The organism is Streptomyces sp. NBC_00258 (assembly GCF_036182465.1).
GTDB lineage: Bacteria > Actinomycetota > Actinomycetes > Streptomycetales > Streptomycetaceae > Streptomyces.
The window spans coordinates 4,372,472-4,387,602 of sequence record NZ_CP108081.1 but is presented as its reverse complement, the minus strand read 5'-3'; the positions used below and the strand labels follow the sequence as shown (position 1 = coordinate 4,387,602).

At 69.7% G+C, this 15,131-nt stretch carries 15 protein-coding genes; 8 read left to right on the top strand and 7 right to left on the bottom strand.

Annotated features, from left to right (window positions below; translation table 11 throughout):
• Positions 1-170: 170 nt before the first annotated feature.
• The 4 genes from OG718_RS19365 to OG718_RS19350 all read right to left on the bottom strand — a co-directional run bounded on the left by OG718_RS19365 (position 171) and on the right by OG718_RS19350 (position 2,818).
• Positions 171-647: a MarR family winged helix-turn-helix transcriptional regulator gene (locus OG718_RS19365; RefSeq protein ID WP_143636159.1), complete on the bottom strand. Its 477-nt coding sequence runs from the start codon at positions 645-647 to the stop codon at positions 171-173.
• A gap of 92 nt (positions 648-739) precedes the next feature.
• On the bottom strand, positions 740-1,537 hold the full coding sequence (locus OG718_RS19360; RefSeq protein ID WP_143636157.1) for an AIM24 family protein: 798 nt from the start codon (positions 1,535-1,537) through the stop codon (positions 740-742).
• Positions 1,534-2,184, bottom strand: coding sequence for an AIM24 family protein (locus tag OG718_RS19355; RefSeq protein ID WP_055617944.1), 651 nt, complete (start codon positions 2,182-2,184; stop codon positions 1,534-1,536). The genes OG718_RS19360 and OG718_RS19355 overlap by 4 nt, the downstream gene beginning before the upstream one ends.
• 1 nt (position 2,185) lies before the next feature.
• Entirely contained in the window at positions 2,186-2,818 is a 633-nt protein-coding gene (locus OG718_RS19350; protein WP_143636843.1) for an AIM24 family protein, read from the bottom strand.
• Positions 2,819-3,057: 239 nt separating this feature from the next.
• On the opposite strand from OG718_RS19350, the gene OG718_RS19345 reads away from it, so the two are divergent.
• The 4 genes from OG718_RS19345 (at position 3,058) to OG718_RS19330 (ending at position 7,817) form a co-directional block, all read left to right on the top strand.
• Entirely contained in the window at positions 3,058-3,402 is a 345-nt protein-coding gene (locus tag OG718_RS19345) for a DUF3817 domain-containing protein (RefSeq protein WP_143636156.1), read from the top strand.
• A complete protein-coding gene (locus OG718_RS19340; RefSeq protein WP_143636154.1) occupies positions 3,399-3,692 on the top strand; it encodes an MTH1187 family thiamine-binding protein in 294 nt (97 codons plus the stop codon). Before OG718_RS19345 ends, OG718_RS19340 begins: the two co-directional genes overlap by 4 nt.
• A 348-nt stretch (positions 3,693-4,040) precedes the next feature.
• Positions 4,041-5,858, top strand: a complete 1,818-nt coding sequence (locus tag OG718_RS19335) for a glycosyltransferase family 2 protein (RefSeq protein WP_143636153.1) — start codon at positions 4,041-4,043, stop codon at positions 5,856-5,858.
• Between the two features lie 3 nt (positions 5,859-5,861).
• A complete protein-coding gene (locus OG718_RS19330; protein ID WP_143636151.1) occupies positions 5,862-7,817 on the top strand; it encodes a kelch motif-containing protein in 1,956 nt (651 codons plus the stop codon).
• A gap of 26 nt (positions 7,818-7,843) precedes the next feature.
• Here OG718_RS19330 and OG718_RS19325 read toward each other — a convergent pair whose 3' ends face one another.
• Both OG718_RS19325 and OG718_RS19320 read right to left on the bottom strand, forming a co-directional pair.
• Positions 7,844-8,854 (bottom strand): glycoside hydrolase family 6 protein, encoded by a 1,011-nt coding sequence (locus OG718_RS19325; protein ID WP_328844683.1) that lies wholly within the window; start codon positions 8,852-8,854, stop codon positions 7,844-7,846.
• A gap of 133 nt (positions 8,855-8,987) precedes the next feature.
• Positions 8,988-9,971, bottom strand: a complete 984-nt coding sequence (locus tag OG718_RS19320) for an ArsR/SmtB family transcription factor (RefSeq protein ID WP_143636148.1) — start codon at positions 9,969-9,971, stop codon at positions 8,988-8,990.
• 87 nt (positions 9,972-10,058) lie between these two features.
• On the opposite strand from OG718_RS19320, the gene OG718_RS19315 reads away from it, so the two are divergent.
• The 4 genes from OG718_RS19315 (at position 10,059) to OG718_RS19300 (ending at position 14,243) form a co-directional block, all read left to right on the top strand.
• Positions 10,059-11,396, top strand: coding sequence for an MFS transporter (locus OG718_RS19315; RefSeq protein ID WP_328844682.1), 1,338 nt, complete (start codon positions 10,059-10,061; stop codon positions 11,394-11,396).
• A gap of 10 nt (positions 11,397-11,406) precedes the next feature.
• Positions 11,407-11,913 (top strand): MarR family winged helix-turn-helix transcriptional regulator, encoded by a 507-nt coding sequence (locus OG718_RS19310; protein ID WP_143636144.1) that lies wholly within the window; start codon positions 11,407-11,409, stop codon positions 11,911-11,913.
• A gap of 170 nt (positions 11,914-12,083) precedes the next feature.
• Positions 12,084-12,422 carry a DUF3817 domain-containing protein gene (locus tag OG718_RS19305; protein WP_143636143.1) on the top strand — a complete coding sequence of 113 codons (339 nt, stop codon included), beginning with the start codon at positions 12,084-12,086 and terminating at the stop codon, positions 12,420-12,422.
• A gap of 120 nt (positions 12,423-12,542) precedes the next feature.
• On the top strand, positions 12,543-14,243 hold the full coding sequence (locus OG718_RS19300; protein ID WP_143636141.1) for an acyl-CoA mutase large subunit family protein: 1,701 nt from the start codon (positions 12,543-12,545) through the stop codon (positions 14,241-14,243).
• Positions 14,244-14,410: 167 nt separating this feature from the next.
• Here OG718_RS19300 and OG718_RS19295 read toward each other — a convergent pair whose 3' ends face one another.
• On the bottom strand, positions 14,411-15,040 hold the full coding sequence (locus tag OG718_RS19295) for a TetR/AcrR family transcriptional regulator (RefSeq protein ID WP_143636138.1): 630 nt from the start codon (positions 15,038-15,040) through the stop codon (positions 14,411-14,413).
• Positions 15,041-15,131 lie beyond the last annotated feature (91 nt).

Genomic DNA, 15,131 nt, shown 5'->3' with positions numbered 1-15,131 from the left:
CGCTTCGCCGGAAGTGCCGCGATGTGCCGTCGTTCGTCTGCGGCGCCGTCATGGTCCCCCAGCCTTCGGCCGGGAGGTGCCCCCAGGTCGCGCAGTTCCCCGCGCCCCTTCGGGGCGCTGCCGAACCGCGGTGGACTTCGCCAGACCTGCCTGGCCGGCCGCTTTCCGCGCTACGAACGTCCCCGTTGCCCCCGCAGGTGCTCCGCGATCGGGGTCAGGGACTTGTGGAGCTCTTCCAGGGCCTCCGGCGAGAGGAGGTCGATGAAGTGCCGCCGCACGGACGCCACATGATGAGGCGCGACCTTCTTCATCGTCTCCATGCCGTGGTCCGTGAGCACGGCGTACAGCCCACGGCGGTCGGACTCGCAGTTCTCGCGCCTGACCAGGTCCGCGTTCTCCATGCGGGTGATCTGGTGGGAGAGGCGGCTCTTGGACTGGAGGGTGGCGGACGCGAGGTCGCTCATCCGCATTCGTACGCCCTCCGACTCGGAGAGGTTCACCAGGATCTCGTAGTCGTTCATCGTCAGGCCGAACGGTTGGAGGTCCCTCTCGAGCTGGTACGTCAACAGCCTGTTGACCTCCAGGTGGGTGCGCCAGGCGCACTGCTCCGCATCGGTCAGCCAGCGAGTGGCCGTCTCGGTCTCCATGTATGAATTCTACCTAAGATGTTGAAAAGGGAACTAGTGAGGGTTGCATGACGGCGCGCACACGTTCGACGTCACACTCCGCAGACTACCGCTCACAGCCCGAAGCGACGCTGGAGGTCTCCCAGCTGTCCGGGAAGACGCGGTGCGCCGGCTTGCTGTCCCTGGTGGCCGGGTACCCCGCCACCGCCCGGCACTCCGGCCTGGTTCGGCACCGCACCCGCGGCCTGCTCCGCCATCAGGGCCTCACTGGACTGGAGCAGGACCGTGCCGGCACCCACGAACTCGAACTGGTGCTCCTCCCCGGAGGCCCCGCCGACGCCCGTCAGCGCACGTAGACCGCCCATCAGGCCTGTCATGTACCCGTGGTCGTAGTGGTGGCACGGCGAGGGGCAGTCGGCCCAGCCGACCAGCGCCTGCGGGTCGACCCGGATCGGCGGTTCCATGAACACCACGGGACCGTTCGACGCGGCCACGAACTTGCCCGTCCCGATCAGCGTGAGGAAGCCCGGCACGATCGACTGCTTGAGCGCGAGACTTGGCTGAAAAGCGAGGAGGTTGCCCGAGCGAATGGTCAGGTTGCCCTCCTCCAGGTCGAAGGAGTTCACGTCGAAGGCCCGGTCGGCGAGGAGCATCTTGCCCGAGCCGGAGGCCACGACCCAGTCGCTCGCGTGCAACGGCGAATGAAAACTCGTCCGCACCAGCCGGTCGAGACGACCGTGCCCGATGCCGTTGAACTCCATCGAGCCGTAGTACGCGATCATCTTGCCCTTCTGCAGGAACCACTCGCTCCCCTTGAGCTCCACGCAGAAGGTGTACGCGTTCACGTTGTCGTCGACCGGCAGCGTCGACGGGTCGTGGATCACGGGGCCCGCGCCCGGGTAGGTGGTCACAGCTTCTCCTCCGACGCCTGCACGTACACCGCACCACTCCCGGTCAGCTCCAACTGGAACGCCTCGCCCGAGCCGCGGCCCACCAGATCGCGCAGACCGAGCGCGCTGGACAGCTTGTTGCGCACGTCCCCGTGGTGGGCGACGTACGCCTGCGGGTCGACATGGACCGGGCGCTGCGGGCTGATCGGCACCTCGATGACCCCGCCGTGCGCCATGACGGCGACGCTGCCGTGTCCCTTGAGGGTCGTGGTGAACAGCCCCTGCCCCGTCACCTGGCCGCGCACCATGCCCATGACCCCGCCCTGCGAGCCCATGAACATCGTGCCCTGCTCCAGGGTGCCGTCGAAGGCGAGCAGCCGGTCCGCCTCCACGTACAGGGTCTCGCCGGTCAGGCTGATCACCTGGATGTGGTGGCCGCCGTGCCCGAACAGGACCGTGCCGGAGCCCTCGACGGTCATCAGCGGAGTCGCCTCGTCGGCCACCCGCCGTCCGATCATCGACATGAGGCCGCCCTGGCCGCCCTGCATGTTGGGGGTGAAGGACACCTCGCCCTTGTAGGCGAGCATCGCGCCGCGTTGGCTGAACAGCCGCTGCCCCGGCATGACCGTGGCCTCGATCATCTTCGAGTTGATCTCACGGAAGGGCATGTCACACATCTCCCGCGATCGAGTTGCGCTCACTGGGCTGTACGTACACGACGCCGTCGCCCTCGAAGCGGATCTGGAAGGCCTCGCCGCCGCCCTCGCCCATGAACGTGCGGAACGTCACACCGGACTGGAAGGACTGCCGCAGATTGCCCTGATGGGCGATGTACGCCCCCGGGTCGACGGTCAGCGGATACTGCGAGCTGACCCGCAGCACCACGGCCGGTCCGTCCGACATGATCGCCGCCTGGCCGTTCCCCTCGATGGTCGTCGTGAAGAGCCCGTTGCCCTGCGAGGCACCCCTGAGTCCTGTGAAGGACGTGCCCGTACGCAGGCCGGAGTCGGTCGCGAGCAGATTGCTCGACTCGACGAACAGCTTGTCGCCGCGCAGGTCCACGAGATTGATCTCGCTGGCCCGGTCGGCGAACCAGCAGGTCCCCTGCCCCTTCACCTCCATGAGGGTCATCTGCTCACCGGTGATCCGGCGCGTCACCATGCCGCGGATCCCCTCGCCACCGCCGCTGAGCTTCTTGAAGGCCATCTGACCGTCGTACGCCACCATCGAGCCGTTCTTCGCCTTCACGGCGTCGCCGGTCATGTCGACGGCCAGCACCTTGCTGCCTTGCAGTCGGAACATCGCCACGATGACGACGGTAGCCGTCGGGCCTGGTCGCCGAACAGATCCTTCGGGATGATCCGTCCCTGAAAACACCCCTGAGTCCGGTCGGTCAGGTCCCGGCGGCCCGGACCCCGCGGCCGGAGGACAGCGGCCCGGATGCTTCAATGGGAAAGCTTGTGCGTGCGTTCACAAAGCGTCGGCGCGGCACCGGCACCCCTTCCGAATCCACCCCAGACTCCTCCCACCGAAGGTGACTCGTGGACATCAAGACCGCCTCCGCCCTCCGTCGTCTCCGTCTGGTCTCGGCCCCCGAGGCCGTTTCCTTCCTTCTCCTGCTGGTCTGCTCGGTGCTGAAGCGGACGACGGACTTCAACGCGGTACCCGTGATGGGCATGGTCCACGGCGTCCTCTTCATCCTGTACCTGATCTTCTGGGCCGACGCCTGGAACCGCGCCAAGTGGGACCTGAAGACCGCGGCCCTCTACTTCGTCCTCTCCGTGCTGCCGACCGGCGGCTTCTTCGCCGAGCGCAAGCTCAAGCGTGAGGCGGAGAGCGCGCTCATCGCGTCCCGCGCCCGCAACGAGGGGATCGTCAGCGCATGATCGTCGCCTTCTCCGTGACGCCGCTGGGTGTCGGCGAGGACGTGGGTGAGTACGTCGCCGACGCCGTGCGGGTCGTGCGGGAGTCGGGGCTGCCGAACCGTACCGACGCGATGTTTACCTCGATCGAGGGGGAGTGGGATGAGGTGATGGCCGTCGTGAAGCGTGCCGTCGCTGTGGTGGAGGAGCGGGCGCCGCGGGTCTCGCTCGTCCTCAAGGCGGACATCCGGCCCGGGGTCACGGACGGACTGACGTCCAAGGTCGACACGGTGGAGCGCCACCTGTCGGTGTAGCCGCCCTGCCTTGCCGCTTCCACGGGGGGTTGTGTGGTGGGTGCGGGCCGGTGGGGGCTTGTCGCGCAGTTCCCCGCGCCCCTGAGGACGGTGGCTGAGGCCGCTCCGTCGCGTGCCGGCCGTCTTGAGTTGCTCGCGCGGTTCCCCGCGCCCCCAACCGCCTGAGGGGCGCCGGGGAACTGCGCAATCTTTTAGGGGCACGAGGAACTGCGCGAGCAAGCTCCGCCCGCCCGCAGGTGAATCGACAACGCCTCGCCCCCTACCCCCAACTGGACCCTCTCCGTTCGACACGCCGACCAAATGCCACTTTTGTGTGGGTATCGGCTCGTTCGATCACTGGAGGGCGCTGTGCGGCCGGAGGGCTACGACTACGACACCCACAGCCAACTGGCCGGACCGCTCACGGAGCCGTCCGGCACCGCGTACCGGGTGCAGTACACCAAGCTCCTGTCGCGCGAGCCCCACCGAATACGAGCCGTCCTGCTCATGACGCTCGCCCCGCTGCTCACGGGGCTGCTCCTCGTCTACCTGGTCTGGCCGACCCACTGGGTCGCCAGAGAAGGCGGCACCCGCTGGCTCGTCGGTCTCGACATCACGATGCTCATATCCATCGGCCTGATCGAGCTGTTCATGGTCGTCAACGTGGTGTCCATCGCCCACGCGACCATGGTCGCCAGGGACCCGGTCCCCGTGACCCCCGAGCGCGGAACCAGGGTCGCCTTCCTCACCACGTACGTCCCGGGCAAAGAGCCCCTCTCCATGGTCCGCGCCACCCTCGAAGGCGCCGTCCGCGTCACCCACCCCGGCCTCCTCGACGTCTGGCTCCTCGACGAGGGCGACGACGAACAGGCCAAGGCCCTCTGCGTCGAGCTGGGCGTACGCCACTTCACCCGCCACGGCGTCCCCGAGTGGAACAGGGCCAAGGGCGTCCACAAGGCCCGTACGAAGCACGGCAACTACAACGCGTGGATCGCGATGCACGGCGGCGAGTACGACTACTTCGCCTCCGTCGACACCGACCACGTCCCGCTCCCCGAGTACCTGGAGCGGATGATGGGCTACTTCCGCGACCCGGACGTCGCGTTCGTCGTCGGCCCGCAGGTGTACGGCAACTACACCACTCCGGTCACCAAGGCGGCCGAGTCCCAGCAGTTCCTGTTCCACGCGCTGATCCAGCGCGCCGGCAACCGCTACCGCGCCCCCATGTTCGTGGGCACCAACAACGTCGTACGGATGGCGGCCGTCCGGCAGGTGGGCGGGCTGTACGACTCCATCACCGAGGACATGGCCACCGGGTTCGAACTGCACCGGCGCAAGAACCCGAGGACCGGCCACCACTGGCAGTCCGTCTACACACCCGACGTGCTGGCCGTGGGCGAGGGCCCCGCCTCCTGGACGGACTTCTTCACCCAGCAGATGCGCTGGTCGCGCGGCACGTACGAGACGCTGTTCAAGCAGTACTGGAAGGCGCCCTTCACGATGCCGCCCGGCCGGCTGTTCTCGTACACGATGATGCTCGTCTACTACCCGATGACGGCCGTCAACTGGCTGCTGGGCATCCTCAGTTGCGTCCTGTTCCTGTGGTTCGGCGCGTCCGGCACCCAGGTCGCCGCCTCGATGTGGCTGATGCTCTACAGCGACGCCGCCGCCCTCCAGATCGGCCTCTACCTCTGGAACCGGCGGCACAACGTCTCCCCGCACGAACCGGAAGGTTCGGGCGGCCTCGCCGGCATGGCGATGTCGGCCCTCTCCGCGCCGATCTACCTCAAGTCGCTCGGCGCGGCCGTGGTCCGCCGCCCCAGCCGGTTCGTGGTCACCCCGAAGGGCGGCGGCGCCAGCCCGGACCGGGTGCTGACCTTCCGGATCCACCTGTTCTGGGCGGCCGTCCTGACGGCCTCGCTGGTGGCGTCGTTCGTCCTCGGGCACACGCACGCGGCCATGCGCACCTGGTCCGTCCTCGCCCTGGCCATCTCCCTCGCCCCGGTCGGCGTGTGGCTCGGCACCCGGTTCCAGGAACGCCGGGCCCGGCAGCGCGTCGCCCCCGCCGTCGCCCGGGTCACGGAAGGAGAGCAGGCACCCGCGCCGGCCTTCAGCGCCGGCGGCACGCTTCCCAGTGGCTCGATCCCCAGCGGGACGGTCTCCAGCGGTACGACAGGAGGTAACTAGCCCATGGCCTACCGCCCTTCGAAGAAGGCCCAGAAGAGGCTGCTCGGCATAGGCGGCGTCGCACTGCTCGCCGGACTCAACGCCCCGGCCGCGATCGGTTTCGCCTCGGAGCAGTACTACGAGTACAAGATCGCCCAGCCCGGCTACAAGGCGAAGTACGGCTCCTGGAAGCACCTGGACATTCCCAGGGAGTTCCGCACCAACGCCATCCACGCGGCGCTCCTGCACACCGGCAAGGTGCTGATCGTCGCGGGCTCCGGAAACGAGCAGAAGAAGTTCGACAAGGGCTCCTTCGACACCGTCCTGTGGGACCCGAGGACCGACACCTTCAAGAAGATCCCCACCCCGGACGACTTCTTCTGCGCCGGCCACGCCCAACTCCCCAGCGGCAGAATGCTGGTGGCCGGCGGCACGGCCCGCTACGAGCTGCTCGACGGCGAGGTCGACCGGGCCGGCGGCGGTATGCGCGTGAAGAACGAGAACCCGGACAAGCCGGTCGTCCTCAAGAAGGGCACCCGCTTCCGCTCGCCGACCGGGGTGGAGTACGTCAGCAGGTTCGACGTCACCGTCCCCAAGGCCAAGCGCACGCAGGAGATCAAGTACAACAGGGCCGGTGTGATGCAGCCCTGGAAGACGAAGGTCACGGCGAGCGAGGCCCGGGTCTTCGTCGAGGCCACCGAGGTGGGGCAGCGGGCGGTCACGGGCAAGCAGGCCCAGTACGAGATCGTCGGCCTGAAGGGGAAGGAGGCGGCCAACACGTACGGCCTCTCCGAGAAGATCACCATGGACAAGCAGGACTTCCAGGGGATCAAGGCCGCGTACGAGTTCGACCCGACGGCGGAGAAGTACGTACCCGTCGCGCCGATGGCCAAGGCCCGCTGGTATCCGACGCTGGTCGGTCTGGAGGACGGGCGGGTGCTCGCGGTCTCCGGGCTCGACGACGTCGGGGTGATCGACCCGGGCGACAACGAGATCTACGACCCGAAGACCAAGAAGTGGACCCCGGGCCCCAAGCACTACTTCCCGACCTACCCCGCCCTCTTCCTCACCAAGGGCGGCAAGCTCTTCTACCCGGCCTCGAACGCCGGTTACGGGCCCGCCACCATGGGGCGCGAACCCGGGCTGTGGGATCTGAAGACCAACAAGTTCGAGAAGGTGCCGGGGCTGAGCGACACCGACCAGACGGAGACGTCGGCGTCCCTGCTGCTGCCCCCGGCCCAGGACCAGAAGGTGATGATCCTCGGCGGCGGAGGCGTCGGCGAGTCCAAGAAGGCGACCTCGCGCACGGCGGTCATCGACCTCAAGAAGGACAACCCCGTCTTCGAGGACGGCCCCGACCTTCCGCAGGGCACCCGCTACCTGAACAGCGTGATCATGCCGGACGACTCGGTGTTCACCTCGAACGGCTCCTCGGACTACCGCGGGCGCAGCGCCAGCAACATCCTCAAGGCGCAGTTCTACGACCCCCGGTCCAACTCCTTCCGTTCGGCGGCCTCGCCCAGGGTCGGCCGCAACTACCACTCCGAGGCGCTGCTGCTGCCCGACGGCCGGGTCGCCACGTTCGGCTCCGACCCGCTCTTCGACGACCAGCAGAACACCAAGCTCGGCCACTTCGAGCAGCGCATGGAGATCTACACCCCGCCCACCCTGCACAAGAACGCCAAGACCCGTCCCGTACTCGGCGACGGTCCGCAGGAGGTCGACGGCGAGGGCCGTGCGACCTTCGCCACCCGGTATCCGGACCGGATCGTGAACGCCCGTCTGATGCGGCCCAGCGCGGTCACCCACACCACGGACGTCGAGCAGCGGTCCATCGAGCTGGGGCTCACCAAGACGAAGGACTCGGTCACCGTGGACGTACCGAAGGACCGGACGCTGGTGCCGCCCGGCTGGTACATGCTGTTCGTGACGGACACGGACGGCACACCGTCCGAGGCGAAGTGGGTCCAGGTCAGGTGAAACCGACCGAGAGGTGAAGTCGCCTGCTACGCCTTGGAGTTGCGGGCCAGGCTCAGCGCGTAGTCCGCCCACCACTGGCCCGCCGACGGGCCCCCGCGGCACTGTCCGTCCGACTCCCCGGGGCGCTTGATCCACAGGTAGGCGTCCACGAGCGGGTCGCCGGTGTCCTTGGTGGGCGGGGTGCCGAGCGCCCGGCCCGGCGGGTTGCACCAGGCCTGGGAGGGGTCGCCGTCCAGCGGGCCGTTGCCGTTGCGGCTGGTGTCCACGACGAAGTGCTTGCCGCCGAGGTCCTGCGAGAGCCGGCGGCCGTACTCCTTCGTCGTCTCGTCCGTCTGGAAGTTGGAGACGTTCAGGGCGAAGCCGTCGGCGTTCGCGACGCCCGCGCGCTTGAGAGGCTCGACCAGCTTCCACGACTCCCGGATCCAGGCCGGGTTGCCCGCGTCGAGGTACACCTTCGTGTGCGGCTGCCGCTTCAGCCGCACGATCGCCTCGGAGAGCATCTGTTCGCGCTCGGCGTGGTACTCGCCCGGGGTGCAGCCGTCCACGATGTGCGCGACCGCGTCGGGCTCCAGCACCACCAGGGCCTCGCTGTCGCCGATGGCCCGCGCGAACCGGTCGATCCAGTCCTGGTAGGCGTCCGCGCCGTACGCCCCGCCCGCCGAGTGCTGTCCGCAGTCGCGGTGCGGGATGTCGTACGCGACGAAGACCGCGGTGCGCCCCTCCCGGGCCGCCGCCGCGGTCGCCTCCCTGATCTTCGGCTCGGGGCGCTCGGCGGAGGGCCAGATCGCGGCGGGCCGGTCCGCGATGAGCTTCAGGAGACGGGCGTCGCGCTCGCGCCCCTGCCGCTCCCACCGCTGTACCTGCTGGGCCGCGGGGCTCGCGGGGTCGACCCAGAACGGGGAACCGGCGGCGGGGCTCGCCGGTGCGGACGTCTCACGGGCGGCGGTGGTGTCGGCCTCGGGTGCGGACGAGCAGCCCGCCGCGAGTCCGAGCACGGCGAGCGCCGCGAGGGTACGGGTACGGGTCTGCCGGAACATCCTGCCCCCTTGGGCGAAGGTGACGGTCAGTGACGATGTCCGACTATCGTGACATAACGGACTTGACCGGCAGGGGTGCGACACCGTGGGCCGCCGCCTCCTCTCGGGCTCCTGCCGGGCTTTTGTCGGGGCGTCAGGCGCCGCCTGACGCCAGCGCGATGCCCAGCGGCGTCCTCTCGTACAGCACCTGGTGTCCGTACCGGCGCGAGACGAGCAGGCCCGCGTCGCGCAGCGCCGACAGATGCGCCGACACCGATGAGGGCGCGAGGCCGAGGCGGTGCGCGAGGCCCGTCGTGGTGGCGGGGTCGTCGAGCGCGGTCAGGACGGCGGCCCGGCCGCGGCCGAGGATCGCTGCGAGCGCCTCGGGCATGCGGTCGGACGGCTCGGCCCACAGGCCCCCGATGCCGCGCGCCGGGTAGACCAGCGTCGGCTGCCAGGGCGGTTCGAAGCCGCTCACCACGTTCGGCCAGGAGAAGACGCTGGGCATCAACACCAGGCCCTGGCCGCCGAGTTCGCGGACGTGCTCGCCCTTCACGTCGATCGTGAGCGTGCCGGCGTCCCAGGCGAGCCGCCGGTCCAGCTCGGACAGCAGCCCGCCCAGGCCCACCTCGGCCAGGCGGCGCGAGTGGAAGACCACGTCGGCCTCCAGGAGGGCGCGCAGCCGCGGCCAGTCGGGCTCGACCAGGGCGCGCCAGGCCGCGGCCAGCAGATCGGTCAGCTCCTGGATCATGCGGACCGGGTCGGCCAGCAGGGAGCGCCCGCGCGGGGATTCGAGGGCGCCCGGGGTGTCCGCGAGCGCCAGTGCGGTGTCCTCGCGGGCCGCCTCGGGGTCGGCACCGCGAACCGCCGCGATCTCCTCGTCGAACGTGGCCGAGGGGCCGAGCGGCGGAGGTCCCAGCCAGTCCGGAGTGTGCCCGCGCTGGGGCATCAGCAGCCACAGCGGTGTGAGGTCGAGCTCCGCGGCGGCCGAACGCGTACGACGGAGCCAGTGCGCGTGATACCCGTGCCGCTCGGGGCGGTTGAGGGTGCGGACGGCCTCCTGGGTCTCCCACAGCGGGGACACCGCGAAGCGGCACCTGAGGAGGTCGTCCTCGCCGAAGCGCAGATGGAACGGCACGTGCCCTCCCGCCGTGGTCGATCGCGAAGATTCGGCTGACACCGAAACTCTACGGCGGGCGGCCCGCGCGCATGCACGCTGCGGGACATGCCGGAAGAGAACAGGGGCACCACGACGCTGCCCGCACCCGAGAAGACGGGTTACGGTCCCGTCTTCGCCGTACGCGAGTTCCGTGCCGTGTTCCTCGCACACGCGCTCTCGCTGCTCGGCGTCGTCGTCAGTGAGATCGCGCTGACCGTGCTCGTGTACGAGCTGACGGGGTCGCCGCTGCTCAGCGCGCTGGTGTTCGCGCTGGGCTTCCTGCCCTACCTGGTGGGCGGCACGCTGCTGTCCGGCGTGGCCGACCGGTTCCCGCCGCGTCGGGTGCTCGTCGTCTGCGACCTGGTGTGTGCCGGGTGCGCGGCACTGATGGCCCTGCCGTCCACACCCGTCGCCGCGCTGCTCGTGCTGCGGTGCGTCATCGCGGCCGTGTCACCGGTGTTCAGCGGGACACGGATGGCCACGCTGACCGACATCCTCGGGGACGGCGACCTGTTCGTGCTCGGCCGCTCCCTGCTGCGGATCGTGTCGCAGAGCGCGGTACTCGTGGGCTTCGGCCTCGGCGGTGTCCTGCTCACCGTCGTGTCACCGCGCGGGGCACTGGCCGTCACGCTGGGCACCTTCCTCGCCTCGGCGCTGCTCCTGCGGCTGGGCACGCGGCGCCGGCCGGCCCGGGCCGGGGGCGGGGCGTTGGTGCGGTACTCGCTCTCCGGCGCCCGGCAGGTCCTGGGCGACCGCCGGATCCGGGCGCTGCTGCTGCTCCTGTGGGTGCCGCCGATGTTCGTCGTGGCGCCGGAGGCGCTGGCTGCCGCGTACGCGGACGAGGCCGGGGTCGGCACGGCCTGGATCGGGCTGCTGATGTGCGCGATGCCGGTCGGGACGATCGCGGGGGAGCTGTACGCCGGCGCCGCCCTGTCGCCCGCGGCCCGCTCCCGGATCGTCCTGCCCCTGGCGGGCGGCGGACTCCTGCCGCTCCTCCTCTATCCCCTCCACCCGGGCCTCGGCTGGATCCTGCTCGTGCTGGTGCTCGCCGGGTCGGCGGGCGCGTACACCCTCGGGCTCGACCGCTGGTTCGTGGACGCCGTGCCCGAGGAACTGCGCGGGCGGGCCATGACCGTGCACACGGCAGGACTGATGACGATCCAGGGCGTCGGCATGGCGCTCGCCGGGGCGGCCGCCGAGATCTGGGCGGTCAGCACGGTCGTGGGCGGCGTCGGCGTGCTGGGGACCGTGTGCTGTGTGCTCCTGGCGATGGAGGTACGGCGTACGGGAAGGGTTCGGGGAGACGAGGGGAAGGCGCCGGTGAAGGGGCGGGGAGAGAAGGCGGAAAAGGGGGCGGATATCGATACGCGAGACGGGGCTGACCACGATATGACCGGCCGGTAGGGTCCTTGCCGTGCCGAAGCCGCTCAGTCTTGCCTTCGATCCCATCGCCCGTGCCGACGAGCACTGGAAGCAACGCTGGGGATCCGTGCCGTCCATGGGCGCGATCACCTCCATCATGCGCGCCCACCAGATCCTCCTCGCCGAGGTCGACGCGGTCGTCAAGCCGTACGAGCTGACGTTCGCGCGCTACGAGGCCCTGGTGCTGCTCACCTTCTCCAAGGCCGGCGAGCTGCCGATGTCCAAGATCGGCGAACGGCTGATGGTGCATCCGACGTCGGTGACCAACACCGTGGACCGGCTCGCCCGGTCCGGTCTCGTCGACAAGCGCCCCAACCCCAACGACGGCCGCGGCACCCTCGCCTCCATCACCGACAAGGGCCGCGAGGTCTGTGACGCCGCCACTCGCGACCTGATGGCGATGGACTTCGGCCTCGGCGTGTACGACGCCGAGGAGTGCCGGGAGATCTTCGCGATGCTGCGGCCGCTGAGAGTGGCGGCGAACGACTTCGACGAGTAGCTCCGCCGGGCGCGGTTCGTCGACTGCGGATCGGTGGGGGGCCGGTCGCGCCCACGCGGCGGAGCCGCATGATGTCCCGCCCAGCGCCCCTAGCGGGGCCCGTTGCCGGGCCCCGACGACGGGCGGGGGTGGCGGAAGATCGTGCGGAACCGGTCGTTACGCTCGTAGCCATGAAAAAGAGCGTGCTGACCCGCTACCGCGTCATGGCCTACGTCACCGGTGTCCTGCTGGTCCTGTTGGTCCTCGGGATGATCGGCAAGTACGTGCTCGACCTGGACGGTGCCGCGGACTTCACGCGTGTCGTCAGCGTCGCGCACGGCTGGCTGTACGTCGTCTACCTGGTCTTCGCCTTCGACCTGGGCTCCAAGGCCAAGTGGCCGGTCCCGAAGCTGCTGTGGGTGCTGCTCGCGGGCACCGTCCCCACCGCCGCCTTCTTCGTGGAGCGCAAGGTCAGCCGCGAGCTGGAGGCCAAGGTCACGGAGGACGCGGGCGCGGTCGCCAAGGCGTGACGGACTGACGGGCCGGGTGCCATCACCGCTCCGGCCCTCGCCCCGCCCTCACCGCCACGGGTGTGATCTGTGGCGGTTTGCCATCGACCATTACTAGGACGTCCTAGTAACTTTGATGGTATGGACGCTGACGCCATCGAGGAGGGCCGCCGTCGCTGGCAGGCCCGGTACGACGCCTCGCACAAGCGGGAGGCCGACTTCACCACGCTTTCCGGTGACGCGGTGGAGCCCGTGTACGGGCCTCGGCCCGGGGGCGACTACGACGGGTTCGAGCGGATCGGCTGGCCCGGGGAGTACCCCTTCACGCGAGGGCTCTACGCGACCGGCTACCGGGGGCGGACGTGGACCATCCGGCAGTTCGCCGGGTTCGGGAACGCCGAGCAGACCAACGAGCGGTACAAGAAGATCCTCGCCAACGGCGGGGGCGGGCTCTCCGTGGCCTTCGACATGCCCACGCTCATGGGGCGCGACTCCGACGATCCGCGCTCGCTCGGGGAAGTCGGTCACTGCGGGGTCGCGATCGACTCCGCGGCCGACATGGAGGTCCTGTTCAAGGACATCCCGCTGGGCGACGTGACGACGTCGATGACGATCAGCGGGCCGGCCGTCCCGGTCTTCTGCATGTACCTGGTGGCCGCCGAGCGGCAGGGCGTGGACCCGGGGGTGCTCAACGGCACGCTCCAGACCGACATCTTCAAGGAGTACATCGCGCAGAAGGAGTGGCTCTTCCAGCCCGAGCCGCATCTGCGCCTCATCGGCGACCTGATGGAGCACTGCGCGGCGAGGATCCCCGCGTACAAGCCGCTGTCCGTCTCCGGCTACCACATCCGTGAGGCCGGCTCCACGGCCGCGCAGGAACTGGCCTACACGCTGGCGGACGGGTTCGGGTACGTGGAGCTGGGGCTGTCGCGCGGGCTCGACGTCGACGTCTTCGCGCCGGGGCTGTCCTTCTTCTTCGACGCGCACGTCGACTTCTTCGAGGAGATCGCCAAGTTCCGGGCCGCGCGGCGGATCTGGGCGCGGTGGATGCGGGACGTGTACGGGGCGCGGTCCGAGAAGGCGCAGTGGCTGCGCTTCCACACGCAGACGGCGGGCGTCTCGCTCACCGCGCAGCAGCCGTACAACAACGTGGTGCGTACGGCCGTGGAGGCGCTCGCGGCGGTGCTGGGCGGCACCAACTCGCTGCACACGAACGCGCTTGACGAGACGCTCGCCCTGCCGTCCGAGCAGGCGGCGGAGATCGCTCTGCGTACGCAGCAGGTATTGATGGAGGAGACCGGTGTCGCCAACGTCGCTGATCCGCTGGGCGGTTCCTGGTACGTCGAGCAGCTGACGGACCGGATCGAGGCGGACGCGGAGCGGATCTTCGAGCAGATCAGGGAGCGGGGGGTGCGGGCGCATCCCGACGGGGTGCATCCGATCGGGCCCGTCACGTCCGGGATTCTGCGGGGGATCGAGGACGGGTGGTTCACCGGGGAGATCGCGGAGTCGGCGTTCCGGTACCAGCGGGCCGTGGAGAAGGGGGAGAAGCGGGTTGTGGGTGTCAACGTCCACCACGGCTCTGTCACTGGTGACTTGGAGATTCTGCGGGTCGGTCATGAGGTGGAGCGGGAGCAGGTTCGGGTGCTCTCGGGGCGTCGGGCTTCTCGCTCCGAGTCGGCTGTGGATGCCGCCCTTCGCGCGATGCTCGGTGCCGCGCGGGACGGGTCCAACATGATCGTGCCGATGCTCGACGCGGTGCGGGCCGAGGCGACCCTCGGCGAAATCTGCGACGCCCTCCGGGACGAGTGGGGCGAGTACACGGAACCGGCGGGGTTCTAGCCTCTTCCTCGCCCCCGCCGCCCCTACCCATTCCCGTCACTTACTCGGGGGCTCCGCCCCCGAACCCCCGCTCCTCAAACGCCGGAGGGGCTGAACTTCAGTGGGGGTCCGGGGGCGCCAGCCCCCAGGGGAAGGGAACGGGTAGGGGCGGCGGGGGCGAAAAAAGGTCAAGTCTCGGTCGTGGCCGCGCCCGCGAGGCCCAGCAGCAGGACCCGGGTGAAGTCGTGGACCCAGGTCGGGTCGACCGGTTCGGCGCTGACGAGGGTTCGGTGGACCACCGCACCGGCGACCATGTCGAAGATGAGATCGACCGTGCGGCCGGCGGCCGAGGGGTCGGACTCCGGAGGGAGTTCGCCCCGGACCTGGGCCCGCCGACGCCCTTCCAGGACCAGCCGTTTCTGCCGGTCGACGACCGACGCCCGGATCCGCTCCCGCAACGCGTCGTCCCGCGTCGACTCGGCCAGCACCGCCATGAGCCCGCTCTTCGCCTCGGGACGGGCGAGGATCGCCGCGAACTGGAGCACCACGCCCTCGATGTCCGCCGCGAGGCTCCCCCGGTCGGGCAGCTCCAGCTCGTCGAAGAGCGCCGCCACCGCGTCGACCACGAGTTCGTTCTTGCCCGCCCACCGGCGGTAGAGGGTTGTCTTCGCGACCCCGGCACGCGTCGCCACGTCCCCCAGCGTCAGCTTGGACCAGCCCAGTTCGACGAGAGCCGCACGTGTCGCCGCCAGGATCGCGGTGTCCGCGGCGGCGCTGCGGGGACGCCCGGTGCGGGGGGCGGAGGTGCGGCTCTGCATGCCGGTGACCATATCCGGGGACTGCTGAGTAAGGGGATTCGGTGGAGTCGTGAGGGAGATCACCGAAAGGTGCCTGCCGTGATTCCCCCGG